This is a genomic window from Natribacillus halophilus, assembly GCF_900100185.1.
GTDB classification, from domain to species: Bacteria; Bacillota; Bacilli; order Bacillales; family Marinococcaceae; genus Natribacillus; species Natribacillus halophilus.
The window spans coordinates 99,127-117,405 of record NZ_FNEN01000009.1; the positions used below are offsets into that span (position 1 = coordinate 99,127).

An 18,279-nucleotide genomic window follows, 5' to 3' on the forward strand; every position below is an offset into this window, starting at 1 on the left:
CCGAGAGGGATTAGAAGCGACCTGTGAATCCCCAAACGGCAGATGAGGGGGTTCCGAAGGGGTCAAAAGGCTATATGATACCTCAATAAGGAAAAATTGTTAAAAAGGAAGACATCACATAATGGATACGACACAATTACACAATCAGAGAAAAATCTCGCGCTGGCTGGCTGAGATCGAGGAACAATGGTATCCCCTCCATCGGGAAATCGAAGACATTGTGGAAAGCAATCAGGAAAAGCTCCTCAAGGCTTATCAGGCCGAAAACATCTCCAGCCATCATTTGCAGGGCTCAGATGGATATGGCTACGACGATGCTGGCCGGGAAGCCCTCGAACAAGTCTATGCCAGGGCTTTCGGCACGGAAGCAGCCCTTGTGCGGCCGCAATTTGTCTCCGGAACGCACGCGATTACTGCCGCTTTGTTTGGCAACCTTCGTCCTGGCGATGAAATCGTCTACGCAAGCGGCGATCCGTACGAAACGATGAAAGAAGTCCTCGGACTTGTCGGAAACAGCCCCGGCCATTTTGGCGAGTATGACATACACACGCGTGTCCTCCCGTTAACTTCAACCGGCCATGTTAATCTTGAGCATTTGCCTGACGTCGTCAATGAAAAGACGAAATGGGTTGTATTACAACGTTCCCGCGGCTATGACGAACGTCCGTCGATTCCCATTGCTTCGCTTGCGCAGCAGATTCAATACATCAAGACCCGTTGGCCTGAGGTGCACATATTTATCGATAATTGTTATGGCGAATTCGTGGAAAAAAACGAACCGGGAGACATCGGGGCGGACTTAATCGCGGGCTCGCTCATTAAAAATCCCGGAGGCGGGTTAGCGAAAACAGGCGGCTACATCGCCGGAAAGAAGCGGTTCGTCGAACAGGCAGCTTCGCGCTTAAGCGCGCCGGGGATCGGTTTGGAAGCGGGCGCGACCGGTGGATTTCTCAACGAGGCGTTGCAAGGCTTTTTTCTCGCCCCCATGATTGTGGGCGAAGCGTTAAAAGGCGCCCATTTTACGGCCGCTCTGCTACAAAAGGCAGGTTTGCAGACAAGCCCGGATCCATTTACAGAGCGGACGGATTTGATTCAATCACTGACGTTTACACATCGCGATGCCATGATCACTTTTTGCCAAAGCATCCAGAAGCACTCTCCAATCGACGCTTACGCCGCACCGATTCCCGGGCCCTTGCCCGGTTATGAAGGGGAAGTGATCATGGCGGCCGGCACATTCGTCCAGGGGGCGAGCATTGAACTTAGCGCTGACGGGCCTGTAAAGCCGCCTTATATCGCTTACGTGCAAGGGGGTCTCTCTTTCGCCCACGTAAAAATCGCCGTCGTTCACGCTCTCGATGATATGTTAAGTAATTTCACATGAATTGATAAAAAAGTTGACATGAATATCATATTCACTTATAATCAATCTATATTCAAGGTTGGATGTGAATGAAAGGAGGAGACAAGTGGAACAAAGCGACCGTTTGCATATGCCTTTGTTCTCCATTCGCATCGTCCAGGACTTAACTGAGTTAACCCCGCGACAAATCCGTTATTACGAGACGCACGGCTTAGTCGTCCCGGCGAGAACAGAGGGCAATCAACGCTTGTTTTCGTTCGCCGACGTCGACCGCTTGCTTGATATCAAGCAATTAACCGAGCAGGGCATTAATATGGCAGGTATTAAGGAAATGCTTACTAACCGCCAGGAAAAAGAACGAAACGAGGAGCGAGAGCGCGTGCATTCCAAACGTTTGCACGAGCAGGTGAGATGGGAGGCCCTCAACAATGCCAATTCCCATAAATCATCCATCATCCAGGGGCAACTTTCGCACTTTTTCCATTAAACGGTGACAACGTTTGCCAGCCGGCAACGTTCCACATAAATAAGTTAAATTTTTCAAAAGAGGGGAAGGTTGCTAACATGGCACCATCGTACACACGTGAGGACATCACACGATTAGTCGAAGAGGAAAACGTCAAATTTATCCGTCTGCAATTCACCGACTTGCAAGGGATTGTCAAAAATGTGGAAATTCCTACCGATCAATTGGAAAAAGCGCTCGATAACCAAATGATGTTTGATGGATCTTCGATTGAAGGATTCGTTCGCATTGAAGAGTCGGATATGTACTTATACCCGGATTTGGACACATGGGTCATCTTTCCGTGGACGCCGGAAAAAGGAAAAGTAGCCCGTCTGATTTGTGATATCTATGAACCGTCCGCCCACAAAGGCGGAGAGCCTGAACCTTTTGCAGGTGATCCGCGCAGGGTCCTCAAAAATGTGCTGGAGGAAGCCAGAAGCCTTGGCTACACCGACTTTAACATTGGCCCCGAGCCGGAATTTTTCTTGTTCAAAAATGATGAAAAAGGCGATCCGACATTGGAATTGAATGATCAGGGGGGCTACTTTGACCTTGCGCCTACAGACTTGGGTGAGAGTTGCCGTCGGGATATTGTTCTTGAACTGGAGAATATGGGTTTTGAAATTGAAGCTTCCCATCATGAGGTTGCTCCCGGGCAACACGAAATTGACTTTAAATATGCCGATGCCGTCACGACGTGTGATAATATCCAAACGTTTAAGCTCGTCGTCAAAACGATCGCCCGCCAGCACGGCTTACACGCGACGTTCATGCCCAAACCATTATTCGGTGTAAACGGGTCGGGGATGCACTGTAACATGTCGCTTTTCAAAGGGGAGACCAATGCTTTTTATGATGAAAGCACCGAGACGCAGTTAAGTGAAACAGCGATGCAGTTTCTTGCTGGCATATTGGACCATGCTGAGGCGTTCACCGCCCTGACCAATCCGATCGTTAATTCTTATAAACGCCTCGTCCCGGGCTTTGAAGCGCCTGTCTACATCGCATGGTCGATGCGCAACCGCAGTCCGCTCGTGCGTATCCCATCATCACGCAAACTGAGCACAAGAATCGAGGTTAGAAGTCCGGATCCCGCGGCGAACCCATATTTAGCGATGGCAGCCATGCTCGCGGCCGGTCTCGATGGTGTGAAGCGCCAATTACGGGCACCGGAGGAAACCGACCGTAACATTTATGTGATGAGCGAACAAGAACGCGAGGAAGAAAATATCCAGGCATTGCCACCTAGCTTAAAAGAAGCGATCGATGCACTTAAACAGGATAAGGTTCTTCTTGATGCTCTCAGTGAACACGCGCTTGAGCACTTCATCGAAGCCAAAGAAATCGAATGGGATATGTTCCGCACGGCCGTGCACCCTTGGGAACGGGAGCAGTATATGCAGAGTTATTAAGTCATTGAAAGCCTTGGTGTATAAGCATCAGGGCTTTTTTTTTCGTGGCGCATGTCTGGTCAATCGTTCCCCGGTTTTCCCGGCCGCCACGAATCCGCCACGAACTTTGAAAAACATAATAAGGATCGTCATGATCCAAACAGTTCCTTTGTATACTTTTCAAACTTGTTCAGGGAGTCGCGTTCGATCCGGTTGCTCACGTGTGTATATACTTCTGACGTGATGGATCCGTGGCCGAGAAGTTCCTGGATGTATTTCGTCTCTGCTCCTGATTCGAGAAGTAAGACGGCAGCCGTATGACGTAGAGAATGGATATCAAGATCGGTTGAAATACCTGCATTTCTGCATATGCGCCTAAAAGCGTTGAACAGGGTTGATTTTGGTATAGGCGATCCGTCCTTACGAGCAAGGACTAAATCAAGGTTGTGCCGATAATCATCACCAAATCTCATTTTGTTGTCGTTCTGCCGGACACGGTGTGCTTTCAGCTGCATCGTCCACCAGTTAGTGATTGGTATGTTTCATGCTGATTTGTAGCTTTGGGGATCCCCGAACAGGTCTGCATCTGTCTCTGGAGCGTAGTCGAGTGTTTGGACGATGTTAATACGTTGCTCAGACAAATCGACCTGCTGCCACTGCAACGCACCTGCTTCACCTTTTCGCATTCCTGTCTGGATTAGGTGGCAAAAGAAAGCATGATACAGCAAGTTGTCCTTTTTCGCTGCAGAAAGAAAAGTAGTAATCTGTTCATAGTCAATGAACCTGACCTTGACCTTCTCACTCTTTTCGCGGGGTGTTCTGATGACCACTTCCTCACAAAAATTAGATTGTATCTTTTTCAATCCAACAGCTCGCTTGATGGACATGTACATTGTCCTGTGTACGAGATCAGTGGTTTGTTTGCTATATCCTTTATCATCATTAAGTAGTTAATAAATGTCTGATACAAAGCTGGGGTGATATCTTTTAGTCTAATATTTTTAAAATAATGCAAGGCACGTGTTTCAATGTTCAGCTTATCCAGTTTGTGGGTGTTTTTCGCGGCCTTGTTTTCCCTGTATTCCGCAAGCCACATGTGGAGATACTCTTTCAGCGTTTCATCTTTTGCCTGGTCGAACCCGAGGTCAGTTTCATGTTCAAGCCGCTTGAGTGCTGCAACGCCTTCTGGTCTTGTCCTAAAACCTTCGCGCTTCTTTTCCTTCCATTTTTGAGTGGTAGGATCTTTATACCGCAGCCTGAAATATCACTTACCTGTCTTTTCATTTTTCTTTACCCTTGAATCTGCGAATAAGAACTTTTTTTACAGAAATTTCATTTCAGTAACAAAGTCCTAAACAAAAAACACGAGCCGGAGCCCGTGTTTGTCAGGAATCCCTATTCATGATGTATAGCCACCGTATTTTATAAAAGGATCCCTTCATTTTATTGTATCCATTATTTAGCAGATCATTCTAGTTAATCCGTTTGTTTTTCGTACAAGTAGGTACGTGCATTACAAGCAATATACGATCTTACATAAAGTATTGTATACCTCAGTAAGAAAGGGGGGGTATGCTAAATGTTTAAAAAATGGGATGAAATCGTCTTTGGACTTGACTTTGATGGTGATCGTTTTAAGTGCAAATGTGAACGAGAGGAAGAAAGAAGGAAGCGTGATCATTGCAGACGCGATAAGCACCACGATCACTGTGGATGTGGATGTAATAAAAAAGACGACCGTGATCGCGACCGCGACCGCGAGAAAGAGTGTAAAGTGAAGTTTTTTATCGACTGTGACTAAACTTCTTTTTGCCCAACTTCCGCGCCCACAAAGCAGCTCATGTTATTCTCCTTATTCAATCCCTTGGCAGATGTCAGGGGATTGTTTTTTGTAGATGAAAAAAACACGGGTCGGGGCCCGTGCTTTAAATTATGGATAGTGTTTGAATTTCCAATTCCTTGGACTAACAGTTGTGTCGTTTCGTCTGCAAAGAGGTTAACTTGATAATTTTCAATTTGGCGAGTTTCTTCAAAGGCTGTATCAATCAACATTGCATCTACAATCATATCGCCCATATCTTCATTTTCTAAATCAATTCCTAGCGCATGTAATACTGACATCACCTGTGTGCCATCAACTCCATCTGTGTCCATTTCCAAAAACAAAGAATGGAATGCGACATCAACATGGTCATTTGCTGTCGATTTGGAGAATGATCTGAAAATTACCGGTAAAGTTTACTGAATTCGAGAGGTTTTCTGTACATAGAAGAAGTCTCCACTGAGTTCATCGAGGATATGCTCGAACGATTAGCTGTATTAGTTAGATGAGTATTTGCTATAGTTCCGGCTGCGCAATAGACAATGCCTTCTCATTGCTTATCTATTCCTCTTGAACATTGAAAAGGTGGCTAATTATTAAAGTTAATCAAAAAAATGTTTGCGCATGCATGTAATATTTGTTATGGTATCTATATGATATCGGCTAAGCTGCTGATCTTGGTCAAAGCTGTTGGCAAAATGAACACCGAACCTAATGAATTATTAGGCTACCCTGAGTGGCGGTGAAGGAAATAAGTTTCTATACGTACTCCTTGTGGGATGTTGGACGCCTGCAAAACGTAATCAAGGATGAATACTTTATTAAACTTCCTTAGCATATCGAAGGTCTTTGACTCCCTTTAGAGTCTCTCTAAAAGAGAGGCTTAGGCCGTCTTGAAAGGATTATAATCATGAATAATGAGTTGTTTAGTGCTTGGCTTAATCTGACGAAATATCACGACCGTTTACTGAAAGCAATGGATTGTACACTTCAAGAACAATTTCAATTAGGCATTAAAGAATTTTACCTTATGTACTACTTGGCACAATCAGAACAAAAGAAGATGAAGTTATCAGATTTAGTTCCAAAAGTGGGTCTTAGCCATAGTGCTTTATCACGCTTAGTTACAAGACTTGAACAATATCGAGGCGGGTCGTTAGTTGAACGCCAAACGTATGCAAATGATAAGCGATCGATTGATGTCTTCCTCATGAAAAAAGGAGAACATTACATTCACGAGATGGAAATGGTCATTAATGATCACTTACAGTCGCGGTTGAGTGAGAAAGATATACAAAATATTAAAAGGCTTGTTGAATAAGGAATACTGATTGTTCAAGAAGGATATATGTCATACATGTATATTTATAGGAGGCATTGTAGCATTGGATAAGAAGTTTGAACCATTATTTGAAAAAGTAGAACTACCCAATAAAGTAGAATTAAGAAACAGATTTGTCTTAGCACCACTCACTCATATATCTTCGAACGATGATGGAACAATTTCTGATGTGGAAATTGATCATATCGAACAACGTTCTGAAGATGTAGGATTAGCTATTTCTGCGGCTAGTAATGTGACTGATTTGGGGAAGGCATTTCCTGGCCAGCCTTCCGTTGCACATGATTCACATCTGGATGGTTTAAAACGATTAGCTAAAGCGATGAAGAGAAATGGCGCAAAAGCGATTGTACAAATCCATCATGGCGGGGCACAGTCAATGCCATATTTAACACCAAATGGAGATGTCGTTGCGCCAAGTCCTATAACTTTACAGGGTGATGAGAAACATAGTCCATCCTATGAAAAAGAAGAACATCATGCCAGGGAAATTACGCAAGAAGAAATTGAACACACCATTAAAGCATTTGGCGAGGCAACACGCAGAGTGATCGAAGCAGGGTTTGATGGTGTAGAAATTCACGGGGCAAACCATTATCTCATACATCAATTTGTTTCCCCCTATTATAATCGTCGTGATGATGAGTGGGGAGAAAATAGATTAAAATTCCCAATGAAAGTGGTAGATGAGGTTGTCCATGCGGTTAAAGCTCATGCAGATGAGAATTTCATCGTTGGTTATAGATTTTCACCAGAAGAAGCAGAAACGCCAGGTATAACGATGGAAATCACCGAAGAACTGGTGAAACATTTAATTGAAAAACCGTTAGATTTCTTACATGTTTCATTAATGGACGTACACGCTAAAACGCGTGAAGGTAAGTATCAAGGTGAAGAAAGAATTAAGTTACTTCATCAATGGATTGACGGTCGGATGCCATTAGTTGGTATTGGATCAATATTTACGGCTGAACAAGCATTAGAAGCTGTAGAACCCAAAAATATTGATTTATTGGCGTTAGGTAGAGAAATTCTCTTAGATCATAATTTCGTTGATAAAATACAGAATGGTAAAGCGGACGAAATCATGTCGAAATTCGACCCTTATAGAGAAGATAAACATGATTTACCACCTAATTTATGGAATCAATTTAATGACGGTTTATATTCATTGCCAAGAACTGATGGCAGGTAAAGCCAACGCGAAAAACGCCACGAAGTGAAACAGAAAACCATTAAGGAAACGGAAACCCTTAGCACTGCGGGTGCTAAGGGTTTTGTATGTATGAGACATGCAAAAATTATAGTACCTAAGGGTGTATCCGATATGAATGTGTCTATGTATGCAAATTCGGAACAACGCCTAACCTCTTGAGTCCCAAAATTTAATATACCCGTTCGTATAGACTAAAATTAATATTAGCAATATTATTGCTACATAATCCTTTACGTATTTATAATAATAGTAGGGGAGTGATTTAAATGAAACGAAGTCATAGGAAGAAAACGCCGCTGTTTTTGCTTTTTGCTTTTTTGCTCGTCATGAGTTCCGCGACGGGCGTGGTCGCGCAGGAAAATGATGCAGACGACATTTCGGCAGCGGAGCTGCAAAGCGTTGTTGAACAATTGGACAAGGATGGGGCATTTGCAAATAGTAGCGCACCGCATGCATTGGATAGGCATTTGCAGGCGGTCGGTCATTTCGAAGATCAAGGTGAATCGGACAAAGTCGTCGAGCACATGGGCGGTTTTCACGATCTGCTTGCTCATCAGCAGGAAAACCAATTCATCTCCGAACATGGTTTTGCTGTTCTTCACGCAATGGCAGATGACTTGATCGCCAAATATGATGGTACGTTCAGCATGAACATCTATCATACGAACGATCATCATGGCCAAACAGAGATGTTTCCGCCATTGGTTACGACCTTAAATGAAGCCAAAGATGAACATGGAGACGGTCTTGTCCTGGATGCCGGCGACGTATTCTCGGGAACGTTGTATTTTAACGAGTTCCGGGGACAAGATGCGATTGAGTTCATGAATTTGATGGAATACGACGCATTTGTACCGGGCAATCACGAATATGATCTCGGTGATCCGGAGGATGGTCATCCGGAACTGGTGGATTTTTTCGAAGCTGCCGACTTTCCGATTGTGGCAGGCAATACCGATTTCTCCGAAGATGAAAGCTTAAATGATTTAACGGTGGAAGGCGTCTGTGGTGAAGTTGAAGATGGGATGATCTATGATGGCATCATCGAGGAACATGAGGGAGAAGACATAGGTATTTTCGGGCTTACATCCGAAGATACGGCCGATATCTCCAGCCCGATGGATGTGGCATTTAGCGACTACGTTCAGGCGGCACAGGAGATGGTGGATCAGTTTGAAGACGAAGGCATCGACAAAATCATCGCTTTAACACATATTGGCTATGACAGTGATCCGAGTGTTGGCAATGATCTTTTGCTCGCTGAACAGGTAGAAGGCATTGATGTCATTATTGGGGGTCATAGCCACACGACCGTAGAGTCGCCCACCATCGTGACCGAAAATGAAGACGGTGAAGACATGGACCCGACCGTCATCGGACAAGCCGGAGAATATGGTGAATATCTTGGTTGGATGAATGTAACTTTTGATGACAAGGGCGCTGTCACAGATGTGGATGGTGAACTGATGGCCACGGAAGAGCGCGAACCGGATCCGGAGGCGCTGGACATTCTGGAGCCATATCAGGACATCGTCGAAGACCTACAAAATGAAGAGGTTGGTGCAACTGTTGTCAATGATTTGCCCAACCCTCGCCACGGAGATGGGGATGAAGAGAGTGTCCGCGCTGATGAGACAGCACTTGGCAATTTAATTTCCGATGCGCAGCTGGAAGCCGCGCGATTAACCGATGAAGATACGATTATGGCCTTTCAGAACGGTGGCGGCATCCGTACATCGATGGCGGCAGGCGAAGTCACTGTAGGTGAAATCATTGAAGTGCAGCCATTCGGCAATCGTCTGACGCTGCTTGAGTTATCCGGTGAAGAATTAATCGAGATGTTTGAGGAAAGCGTATCGAATAGTCCCGAAGAAAATGGGGGCTTTCTGCACATCTCAGGTGATACCCGTCTCACGTATGACAGTAGTCAAGATCCGGGTGAACGTGTGGAAACTTTAGAAGTCAATATTGACGGCGAATATGAAGAAATTACTGAAGATGATATGTATACGGTGGCGACCAACAACTTTACAGCTACGGGCGGCGATGGCCATGACGTTCTTGGCGATGCCTATGATGATGGGCGCGGGACTATCGTCGGCGATACGGACTGGGAAATGCTTCGGGACTACATGGTCGACCTTGAAGAAGTGGATTACGAGGTGGAAGGCCGCATTCAGGATGTGGCAAACTGAGGGTAAGTCGATTATCCTCATTACACATAAACTGAAAGAAATTATGCAGGTTTGTGACCGCTGCACGGTCATTCGCCGGGGGAGAGGCGTTGGAACGGTAGATGTTGCCGATACCTCAGAGAATAAGCTCGCCGAAATGATGGTCGGCCGGGAAGTGAGTTTTGCTGTAGAGAAAGAAACGGCTGTTCCAAAAGAAACGGTGCTATCCATTAAAGATCTTCAGGTCGAAGATACACGCAAGGTGGACGTCGTCAATGGCTTAAACCTTGATGTACGTGCCGGTGAAATCGTTGGCGTAGCCGGGGTTGACGGCAATGGCCAGACAGAACTGGTCGAAGCCATGACCGGATTGAGACTTGTAAAAGCCGGATCGGTGACCGTCTCTGAACAAGATATCACCCATTATAAACCGCGAAAAGTCACCGAAGCAGGCGTCGGCCATATACCGGAGGACCGGCATAAACACGGCATGGTCATGGCGTTCACCGTCGCCGAAAACATGCTGTTACAAACGTATTATCAGTTTCCCTATACGAAAAAAGGCATATTAAACTATCCAAACATCTATGAAAAAGCGAAAGCACTCATTCAGGAATACGATGTCCGTACCCCAAATGAAAAAACGCCGGCGCGTTCGTTGTCCGGCGGCAACCAGCAGAAAATGATCATCGCCAGGGAAGTTAACCGTTCACCGGATATGTTAATCGCTGCGCAGCCGACACGGGGACTGGACGTGGGAGCGATCGAATTCATCCATGGAAAGTTGGTTGAAGAGAGGGATAAAGGTCATGCTGTCTTGCTTGTATCTCTGGAACTTGATGAGATTCTTAACTTGAGTGATCGTATCGCCGTGATCTATGAAGGAACCATTGTAGATATCGTCAAGGCCGACGAGACGGATGAAAAAGAACTCGGCCTTCTCATGGCAGGCGGTAAAAGGGAAGCAGGTGAGGGACAACGTTGAAAAATCTACTGACATCCCGATGGTTCGGATTGTTCATTCCCCTGATCGCGATAGGGTTTGGCTTCTTTGCCGGTGCTCTCATTATGCTTATTAGCGGCAACAACCCGGTGACCGGTTATGTTGCCTTAGTTGAAGGTGTTTTTGGCGATCTCTACTATTTTGGCGAAACCCTTCAGCAGATGATTCCGTTAATTTTTTCCGGTATTGCTGTCGCTTTTGCTTTCAGAACCGGGCTTTTGAATATCGGCGTTGAAGGTCAGTTAATCGTCGGCTGGTTTGCGGCCGTGATCGTCGGCATTTCCATTGAAGCGCCGCTGATGATTCATTTGCCCCTGGCGATATTGGGCGGTGCCATAGCCGGTGCGTTATGGGGTTTCGTACCGGGGTTATTAAAAGCGCGTTTGCAAGTTCATGAAGTCATCGTGACGATTATGATGAACTACATAGCCATGCATGTCGCCAATGCCTTGATCAGGGCTTATTTTCAGGAATCCGGTCAGAGGACGGCCTTTATTCATGATTCGGCATCACTGGCCTCGGAATTTTTAGCAGAAATTACGAATTTTTCCAGGTTGCATTGGGGCTTTTTTCTTGCCGTGCTCGCTTGTGTGCTCATGTGGTTTCTGTTATGGAAAACGAAATTAGGGTTTGAGTTACGTTCAGTCGGTCATAATCGGCAAGCTTCTGCCTACGCCGGGATGAATGTTAATACGAATATCATCATGTCGATGTCTATATCCGGTGGGTTTGCAGGTGTCGGCGGGGCTATGCTCGGGCTGGGAACGTTTGAATATGCCGAGATTCTTTCCTCATTTACGGATTATGGATTTGACGGTATCGCTGTCGCCCTGCTTGGTGCCAGTAATGCCATCGGTATTTTCTTCTCGTCATTTTTGTTTGGGGGTCTCCAGCAAGGCGCCAACAATATGCAGGGGCAAGCGAACGTTGCCCCGGAACTGGCCGACATTATCATTGCCTTAATTATTTTCTTCGTCGCTTCCAGCTACTTGATTCGATGGATCTATAGTCGCTTGCAAAGTAAGAAGGAGGGGAAATAAAATGGCAGACATTCTACAAATTCTTTATACGATAGTTCCGGCTGCCCTGATTGCATCTACCCCTTTACTTCTTACAGCCCTTGGTGGATTGTTCAGTGAACGGTCCGGTGTCGTCAACATCGGCCTTGAAGGCCTGATGGTGATGGGCGCTTTTTCCGGGATTGTCGGAACGTTATTCTTCGAATCGATCGGTTTTGGTTTTGCTTCTCCGTGGATGGGGATGCTCGCGGCCATTATATTGGGAGCGGTTTTCTCGCTTTTTCATGCTGTTGCGTCCATTACACTAAAAGCTGATCAAATTGTAAGTGGTGTGGCTTTAAACTTTCTCGCGCTCGGGTTAAGTGTCTTTATCGTCAGGGAAGTCTTTGACCGCGGCCAAACAGATGCGATCAGTGCACGACTGTTCAGGATTGATGTCCCGTTTTTAAGTGAAATCCCTGTGATCGGGCCGATGTTTTTCTCGAGAATTTATGCGACAACGTTCCTTGCGTTTATCGTCGTTGCGATCGTTTGGTACGTGATCTTTAAAACACCGTTCGGCCTTCGACTACGTTCGGTAGGTGAACATCCGATGGCGGCCGATACGATGGGGATCAAAGTGACCCGTATGCGCTATATCGGGGTGATGCTTAGCGGTGCGCTCGGCGGTTTAGGCGGCGCCATATTCGCCATCACCACCGCCGGTAATTTTTCGGCCGGAACTATCGTCGGACAAGGGTTTATGGCCCTCGCCGCTCTCATATTCGGTAAATGGCATCCCGTCGGGGCCATGGGGGCAGCCGTATTTTTCGGATTCGCGCAGGCGTTGAGCATTTCCGCCCAACAAATACCCGGGCTTGCCGAAATCCCGCAAGTGTACATGCTGATTCTCCCGTATGTGCTGACGATCCTGGCGCTTGCCGGTTTTGTAGGTAAGGCGGAACCTCCGAAAGCATTGAACCAGACGGATTGAAAATAAATTGGAAAAAATAGAACCTCGGTGCCGCGGGCATCGGGGTTTTTGCTTGGCAGATAAGAAACAATGTGGCTACGCTGCCGGTAGCCACCATCTACCATGAAAACAACTGATTTAGCGCAAAAAGTATAATCGTGACATATGTTGGTTATACTGATGGTTTGCGCTGCTCCAATAACGGTTGTTTTCATACAAAAAGTATAACTTTCTTATCCTGCATAAGTGCAACTAAGGCTTATCGCCTTAAAGGCTTGGCGATAAGCCAAGTTTTCTTTATTCTAAATGGCAATGGGAGAACATACAGTGAAAAGACAAGACTACTTAGTATACAATAATAGTGTTATGTAAACTTAAATGGAAGCAGAGCCGGGAGCCCTGCTCTCATTCAATGAAGCGTCCGGAAAACACCGCTTACTTTTCCGAGTACCTGGCAATTGTCGAGAATGATCGGCGCCATGGTTGCATTTTCGGGTTGCAAGCGTATATGGTCACCTTCGTTGAAGAAGCGTTTGACGGTTGCTTCCTCTTCGTCGGTCATCGCGACGATAATATCACCGTTATCGGCGGTCGGTTGTTGGCGTACGATCACCTGGTCACCATCGAGAATCCCGGCGTCGATCATGCTGTCCCCTTCAATGGTGAGCATGAAGACCTGGTCGCCGCCGACGATGTTTTCAGGTAAAGGAACATATGCTTCCACATTTTCAACAGCTGTAATCGGAAGCCCGGCAGTGACCTTTCCGATGAGCGGAACATACGCACTTTCAGGCTTGTCCGCTTCCGCGATTTCATTGCCGTCTTCGTCAAGGTGAAGCACTTCGATCGCTCGCGGTTTGGTTGGATCCCTGCGGATATAGCCTTTCTTTTCGAGACGCGCCAGATGGCCGTGGACGGTTGAGCTGGAGGCAAGACCGACGGATTCGCCGATTTCCCGGACGGAGGGCGGATAGCCTTTCTTTTTCACATTGTCTTTAATATACGCGAGAATCGTCTCCTGTCGCTCTGAAAGTTTTTTCAATTCATTCACCTCATTTTTTTATAGTAACCATATCATACCATGTAAAACAGATGTTTGCAAACATTAGTTCTTTTCGTTACACTGATAAGAACAAACGTTTTGGAGGTTGTGACATGATGAACGAAAAAGCGCAAAAGCAGAAGCAGAAAAAAACACAAGAGCGTATTCTGTTATTTTTGTTTGGCCTCTCCATTGTGATTATGACGTGGGTCGCCAATGACACACTTGAAGCCAGTTCGGCTGCGGATACGCAAATGGAAAAGGTTGAAATGGATGTTCAAAGTTGATAAAGGGAATAAAAGAATGTATAAGGAATTGAAAGCACAGTAACCTTCACTTGTTTTAAGCCGATGTTTTCCATGATATTAAAAAATATTGCCTGTTGATATCAAGTCTCATGAACGTTATAGTAACGATAAGTCTAATCCATGTTTTTAAGGGGGAGCTTCATTGATATCCGATGAAAAGCTTGACCGCATTAATGAGCTAGCCAAACGGGAGAAGACAACGGGTTTAACGACCGAAGAAGAAAACGAGCAAAAAGATTTACGTGAAGAATACCTTAAGAATTTCCGCACTTCTTTCAAGCAGCAGATTCAAAACGTAACCGTTGTCGATGAAGAAGGAAACGAAGTCACCCCGGACAAGTTACGCACGGCTAAAACTCATCGTCGCTCCTATTGATGAGCAGCAGCGATCTTGAAATCCAGAATGAAGAATGCAAACGGCGCGTCACTTTTACAGGTGAAGCGCCGTTTTTTGTGCTGTCATTTCTTGTTTTACGTCTAAAAAGCGTATATCATAAGAAGTAGCCATACATAGAGAGGAAGGATGAAGACATTGAATACCAACATAGAACAAAAGGCCATTGATTCGATTCGGACATTATCCATCGACAGCGTCAATCGCGCGGGAGCAGGCCATCCCGGCTTGCCTATGGGCGCGGCGCCGATGGCATTTACATTGTGGACAAGGCATTTTAAACATAACCCCGCGCAGCCGGGATGGTGGGATCGTGACCGCTTTGTTTTGTCAGCCGGACACGGATCGATGCTATTGTACAGTTTATTGCATTTAAGTGGGTATGACTTAAGTTTGGAGGAACTGAAAAATTTCCGGCAATTAGGGAGCGAAACGCCCGGTCATCCCGAGTATGGACACACAGCGGGGGTCGATGCCACGACCGGACCGCTCGGACAAGGCATTGCCATGTCAGTGGGAATGGCGATGGCCGAAACGCATCTCGCAGCGACGTATAACCAAGATGGTTATGAAATATTCGATCACCATACGTACGTCATTTGCAGTGACGGCGATGTCATGGAAGGCGTGGCTTCGGAATCGGCGTCGCTTGCGGGCCATCAACAATTAGGGAAATTAATTGTCATGTACGATTCGAATGACATCTCCCTCGATGGCGATTTGAATCGTGCGTTTTCCGAAAATGTTTTAAAGCGGTATGAAGCCTATGGCTGGCACACGATTTTTATCGAAGACGGCAATGATGTGGAAGCGATTGACCGAGCGATTCGGGAAGCGAAAGCGGATCCCCGACCCAGCTTTATTGAAGTGAAAACGGTCATCGGCTTCGGGTCACCGAACCGTGCCGGATCAAATGAAGCGCACGGGAAACCTCTGGGAGAAGAAGAAGCGGCACTCGTTAAGGAAGCGTACGGCTGGGATCATGAACCTTTCCATATTCCCGAGGACGTACAGACATTTTTTGAAAATCAACGACAAGAAGCTGAGTATGACTATCAGGCGTGGAGGGAACTATTCGAAGCGTACCAACAAGACTATCCCGAAAATGCCGCCGAACTTACGCGCGCGTTTGCCTGCGACTGGAGAACAGATGAGCTGCAGGAATTACCGAGATACGAGATCGGCGAGGACGAGCTTGCCACCCGTAAAGCATCAGGAGCGGCCATTCAGGCGATTTCTTCACAAGTGAATGGCTTGTTCGGCGGATCGGCTGACCTGGCCTCGTCCAATAACTCGTTGATGAATGATTATGATGACTTTACGAAAGAGAATCGGGCGGGCCGCAATGTTTGGTTTGGTGTGCGGGAGTTTGCCACAGCAGCTGCCTTGAACGGGATCTCCCTGCATGGTGGTTTGCACGCGTATGGTGCAACCTTCCTCGTCTTTTCGGATTATATGCGACCGGCCATTCGCCTGTCCGCACTGATGGGCATGCCTGTGACGTACGTGTTTACCCACGACAGCATCGCCGTCGGCGAGGACGGGCCGACCCATGAGCCGATTGAGCACGTGGCCTCTTTACGCGCGGTGCCGAATCTGTCGGTGATTCGTCCGGGAGACGGGAACGAGACGGTAGCCGCCTGGCGCCTGTCCCTGGAAGCAAACGATCACCCGACCGCCCTTGTATTGACACGACAAGGCTTGCCGACGCTCGCGGATCCTGATCAAGCCTATGAAAACGTAAGTAAAGGCGCTTATATTCTTTCCGAGGCAGACAAACCTGACGTCGCGATTATTGCTACCGGTTCTGAAGTCTCTCTCGCCATGGAAGCGAAAGCGAACCTTTCCCGGGAAGGGATAGCCGTCCGGGTCATCAGCATGCCGAGCCAGGACCGCTTTGAGAAACAACCTTTATCGTACCAACAATCAGTAGTGGATGAATCCATCCCGACGATGACGCTGGAAGCGGCCGCGACGTTTGGCTGGGATCGCTATGCAGGGACTGGCGGCAGGAAAATCGGGATCGATCAATTCGGTGCCTCTGCCCCCGGCGACGTCGTTATGAAAGCGTATGGATTCCACGAGGAAAATATCAGAAATGAAGTGAAAGCTTTGCTCGGCAAAAACTGATCCTCAAATTGTCGAAAAAGAGCTCAGTCTTGTTATAATGTAAACAGGCAGAGCCTGATCTGCCCGACCTTAATGTTTTGGTGAAACGTCATTTCAACACGATTCGAAGCCATTGTCGAAGACTATTCGCTTGCAGCAAACAAATGTTGACATACTTTTTAGTGACCGAGCATTAAAATAAGCACAAGACATTAAAGGAGGGCGAGCCATTTGCACCGCTATGACATTTATCTATTAAGGCCGGAGGTTGCTCGGCAATTTATTCAGTTGGAAAGCAAACTGTTTCGTCTTTTTAAAGAGTATGAAACGGTTCCCTCCATTCACCATGAAGTTCAAAAGCAAGTCGATTATATTTGCAGGCCGATCTCAATCCACCATCTAGGCGCGTGGCTGTCTTCTTCGACCATGACCGATTTTCACCCTGATGAGAATGACAGTTACGTCTACTATGTGGAAGAGGACGAGGGCGTGAAATTAACGATGTCCGAACGGAGACTGCAAATTTGGAGCACGCTTGATCGGGAGGATGAGTGGGTCTGGTTTGACAAATTACAGACGTATGACCCATATTTTTTCGCCTGTGATATTAAGCGTGAAAAATATGGCTGGTTGAAACCGATGAAAATGCATACTCACCTCTATGGGTGAAAGTGAAACGGTTGCCCTTTTCAACGTCCGGTGGATACGGTATAATGAATGATGTTTGTTTGCACCGAAGCTATACCGTGTGATCGACGTAAGGAGGAATAGACCGTATGGACACGATTTGGGTTGTGTTGATCGCGATAGCAGCCTTGATCGCAGGGCTCGTGGGAGGTTTTTTCATCGCCCGTAAAACGATGACGAATTACTTGAAAAAGAATCCGCCCATTAATGAGCAGATGCTGCGCGTGATGATGACACAAATGGGCCAAAACCCGTCCCAAAAGAAAATTAACCAGATGATGAAGGCGATGCAAAAACAGCAGGATAAGAAATGAAATCAGACACCTCTGAGATGGAGGTGTTTTTTTCTGTGTCGTCGGCGCGGGCGCGGTAGGCTGTGCAGTGGATCCACGACCTTGATGGGGGGGCAGCCAGCACACCCCATTTTGATCATTTTTCTATTTTGGGGGCCGCAAGAACCGCCAGCGCACCCCAAATTAGATAAATCCCCATTTTGGGACTCGCGGCCTCCGGCCAGCGCACCTCATTTTTGGGATTCACTCATTTTGAGGGGCGCTGGGTTTACCCGAGGCCCTTGGGAGAGGGTATCGATTTGAAAAAGCTGCTGTTTATGTTTGAGCAACTAGTGCAAAACGGCTGAAATAAGTGATCACACCTGCAAAGGACGACCTTTGAACGTCCAATGGAACGGCTTGGCCAAATGTTGATTATAATATTCGATATATTGAGCTAAGCGATAAGCTAAGTCATCAATGGATGTAAAGCTAGCTCTCGGGTTGATTAAATCCCGACACAGAATACTGAACCAGCATTCGATTTGGTTGAGCCATGAGCAGTGTTTCGGTGTATAAACGAACTGGATGCGATGACTTTTGTCTTTGAGAAATTTCTTTCGGGTTTTCTTGGTTTTTAAGATGCCGGAATGCCCTTTCTTCCCAAGTGAACCCTG

Annotated in this window: 20 protein-coding genes and 1 pseudogene; 15 read left to right on the forward strand and 6 right to left on the reverse strand. The window is 46.5% G+C overall.

The features are described from left to right. The first annotated feature begins 121 nt into the window (after nt 1-121). The 3 genes from BLS58_RS11340 to glnA all read left to right on the forward strand — a co-directional run bounded on the left by BLS58_RS11340 (nt 122) and on the right by glnA (nt 3,283). On the forward strand, nt 122-1,384 hold the full coding sequence (locus tag BLS58_RS11340) for a methionine gamma-lyase family protein (RefSeq protein ID WP_090398914.1): 1,263 nt from the start codon (nt 122-124) through the stop codon (nt 1,382-1,384). 109 nt (nt 1,385-1,493) lie between these two features. Beyond that, on the forward strand, nt 1,494-1,850 hold the full coding sequence (locus tag BLS58_RS11345) for a MerR family transcriptional regulator (protein ID WP_090398936.1): 357 nt from the start codon (nt 1,494-1,496) through the stop codon (nt 1,848-1,850). Nucleotides 1,851-1,927: 77 nt separating this feature from the next. Next, entirely contained in the window at nt 1,928-3,283 is a 1,356-nt protein-coding gene (gene glnA / locus BLS58_RS11350) for a type I glutamate--ammonia ligase (RefSeq protein ID WP_090398915.1), read from the forward strand. Nucleotides 3,284-3,411: 128 nt separating this feature from the next. On the opposite strand, the gene BLS58_RS11355 is transcribed toward glnA, so the two are convergent. The 3 genes from BLS58_RS11355 to BLS58_RS18405 form a co-directional block, all read right to left on the reverse strand. Continuing rightward, the gene (locus BLS58_RS11355; protein ID WP_245723147.1) at nt 3,412-3,735 is read right to left on the reverse strand and encodes a tyrosine-type recombinase/integrase; all 324 of its coding nucleotides are present in this window, start codon (nt 3,733-3,735) and stop codon (nt 3,412-3,414) included. Between the two features lie 69 nt (nt 3,736-3,804). Further along, complete coding sequence (locus tag BLS58_RS11360) at nt 3,805-4,149, reverse strand: tyrosine-type recombinase/integrase (RefSeq protein WP_218126213.1); 345 nt, start codon at nt 4,147-4,149, stop codon at nt 3,805-3,807. Continuing rightward, nucleotides 4,122-4,517 (reverse strand): tyrosine-type recombinase/integrase, encoded by a 396-nt coding sequence (locus BLS58_RS18405; RefSeq protein WP_425433689.1) that lies wholly within the window; start codon nt 4,515-4,517, stop codon nt 4,122-4,124. Before BLS58_RS18405 ends, BLS58_RS11360 begins: the two co-directional genes overlap by 28 nt. A 352-nt stretch (nt 4,518-4,869) precedes the next feature. On the opposite strand from BLS58_RS18405, the gene BLS58_RS17570 reads away from it, so the two are divergent. Continuing rightward, complete coding sequence (locus tag BLS58_RS17570; protein ID WP_218126215.1) at nt 4,870-5,040, forward strand: hypothetical protein; 171 nt, start codon at nt 4,870-4,872, stop codon at nt 5,038-5,040. Nucleotides 5,041-5,059: 19 nt separating this feature from the next. Here BLS58_RS17570 and BLS58_RS11375 read toward each other — a convergent pair whose 3' ends face one another. Then, the gene (locus BLS58_RS11375; RefSeq protein ID WP_218126217.1) at nt 5,060-5,386 is read right to left on the reverse strand and encodes a hypothetical protein; all 327 of its coding nucleotides are present in this window, start codon (nt 5,384-5,386) and stop codon (nt 5,060-5,062) included. Nucleotides 5,387-5,994: 608 nt separating this feature from the next. Here BLS58_RS11375 and BLS58_RS11380 point away from each other — a divergent pair. From BLS58_RS11380 to BLS58_RS11405, 6 genes and pseudogenes are all read left to right on the forward strand, one after another. After that, the gene (locus BLS58_RS11380; protein ID WP_090398921.1) at nt 5,995-6,405 is read left to right on the forward strand and encodes a MarR family winged helix-turn-helix transcriptional regulator; all 411 of its coding nucleotides are present in this window, start codon (nt 5,995-5,997) and stop codon (nt 6,403-6,405) included. Between the two features lie 64 nt (nt 6,406-6,469). Beyond that, nucleotides 6,470-7,621, forward strand: coding sequence for an NADH-dependent flavin oxidoreductase (locus tag BLS58_RS11385; protein WP_090398922.1), 1,152 nt, complete (start codon nt 6,470-6,472; stop codon nt 7,619-7,621). Between the two features lie 347 nt (nt 7,622-7,968). Then, nucleotides 7,969-9,837, forward strand: a complete 1,869-nt coding sequence (locus tag BLS58_RS11390; protein WP_425433690.1) for a bifunctional metallophosphatase/5'-nucleotidase — start codon at nt 7,969-7,971, stop codon at nt 9,835-9,837. Then, nucleotides 9,836-10,801 (forward strand): annotated as a pseudogene (locus tag BLS58_RS11395) (ABC transporter ATP-binding protein); the annotation flags it as partial. The gene BLS58_RS11390 and the pseudogene BLS58_RS11395, both read left to right, overlap by 2 nt. After that, complete coding sequence (locus BLS58_RS11400; RefSeq protein ID WP_245723148.1) at nt 10,798-11,859, forward strand: ABC transporter permease; 1,062 nt, start codon at nt 10,798-10,800, stop codon at nt 11,857-11,859. The pseudogene BLS58_RS11395 and the gene BLS58_RS11400, both read left to right, overlap by 4 nt. 1 nt (nt 11,860) lies before the next feature. Continuing rightward, nucleotides 11,861-12,811, forward strand: coding sequence for an ABC transporter permease (locus tag BLS58_RS11405; protein ID WP_090398924.1), 951 nt, complete (start codon nt 11,861-11,863; stop codon nt 12,809-12,811). Nucleotides 12,812-13,199: 388 nt separating this feature from the next. Here the strand turns inward: BLS58_RS11405 and lexA are convergent, their stop codons facing one another. Then, complete coding sequence (gene lexA / locus BLS58_RS11410) at nt 13,200-13,832, reverse strand: transcriptional repressor LexA (protein WP_090398925.1); 633 nt, start codon at nt 13,830-13,832, stop codon at nt 13,200-13,202. Nucleotides 13,833-13,945: 113 nt separating this feature from the next. Between lexA and BLS58_RS17575 the strand changes: the two genes are divergently transcribed. The 5 genes from BLS58_RS17575 to BLS58_RS11430 all read left to right on the forward strand — a co-directional run bounded on the left by BLS58_RS17575 (nt 13,946) and on the right by BLS58_RS11430 (nt 17,644). Further along, nucleotides 13,946-14,119: a hypothetical protein gene (locus tag BLS58_RS17575; protein WP_176764722.1), complete on the forward strand. Its 174-nt coding sequence runs from the start codon at nt 13,946-13,948 to the stop codon at nt 14,117-14,119. A gap of 163 nt (nt 14,120-14,282) precedes the next feature. Then, nucleotides 14,283-14,516 (forward strand): DUF896 domain-containing protein, encoded by a 234-nt coding sequence (locus BLS58_RS11415; protein ID WP_090398926.1) that lies wholly within the window; start codon nt 14,283-14,285, stop codon nt 14,514-14,516. Between the two features lie 156 nt (nt 14,517-14,672). Then, nucleotides 14,673-16,664 carry a transketolase gene (tkt, locus tag BLS58_RS11420; RefSeq protein ID WP_176764723.1) on the forward strand — a complete coding sequence of 664 codons (1,992 nt, stop codon included), beginning with the start codon at nt 14,673-14,675 and terminating at the stop codon, nt 16,662-16,664. Nucleotides 16,665-16,874: 210 nt separating this feature from the next. Then, nucleotides 16,875-17,312: a sporulation inhibitor of replication protein SirA gene (sirA, locus tag BLS58_RS11425; protein ID WP_090398928.1), complete on the forward strand. Its 438-nt coding sequence runs from the start codon at nt 16,875-16,877 to the stop codon at nt 17,310-17,312. 107 nt (nt 17,313-17,419) lie between these two features. Continuing rightward, the gene (locus BLS58_RS11430) at nt 17,420-17,644 is read left to right on the forward strand and encodes a YneF family protein (protein ID WP_090398929.1); all 225 of its coding nucleotides are present in this window, start codon (nt 17,420-17,422) and stop codon (nt 17,642-17,644) included. Between the two features lie 335 nt (nt 17,645-17,979). On the opposite strand, the gene BLS58_RS18180 is transcribed toward BLS58_RS11430, so the two are convergent. Then, nucleotides 17,980-18,279: transposase (locus BLS58_RS18180; RefSeq protein WP_176764639.1), on the reverse strand; the 300-nt coding region annotated here is incomplete at its 5' end.

Coding starts and splice junctions, on each gene's coding strand:
- BLS58_RS11360 (WP_218126213.1), bottom strand. CDS start 4,149: ATGTCCATCAAGCGAGCTGTTGGATTGAAAAAGATACAATCTAATTTT.
- BLS58_RS11380 (WP_090398921.1), top strand. CDS start 5,995: ATGAATAATGAGTTGTTTAGTGCTTGGCTTAATCTGACGAAATATCAC.
- BLS58_RS11390 (WP_425433690.1), top strand. CDS start 7,969: ATGAGTTCCGCGACGGGCGTGGTCGCGCAGGAAAATGATGCAGACGAC.
- BLS58_RS11430 (WP_090398929.1), top strand. CDS start 17,420: ATGGACACGATTTGGGTTGTGTTGATCGCGATAGCAGCCTTGATCGCA.
- BLS58_RS11355 (WP_245723147.1), bottom strand. CDS start 3,735: ATGAGATTTGGTGATGATTATCGGCACAACCTTGATTTAGTCCTTGCT.
- BLS58_RS17575 (WP_176764722.1), top strand. CDS start 13,946: ATGATGAACGAAAAAGCGCAAAAGCAGAAGCAGAAAAAAACACAAGAG.
- glnA (WP_090398915.1), top strand. CDS start 1,928: ATGGCACCATCGTACACACGTGAGGACATCACACGATTAGTCGAAGAG.
- BLS58_RS11340 (WP_090398914.1), top strand. CDS start 122: ATGGATACGACACAATTACACAATCAGAGAAAAATCTCGCGCTGGCTG.
- BLS58_RS11405 (WP_090398924.1), top strand. CDS start 11,861: ATGGCAGACATTCTACAAATTCTTTATACGATAGTTCCGGCTGCCCTG.
- BLS58_RS11345 (WP_090398936.1), top strand. CDS start 1,494: ATGCCTTTGTTCTCCATTCGCATCGTCCAGGACTTAACTGAGTTAACC.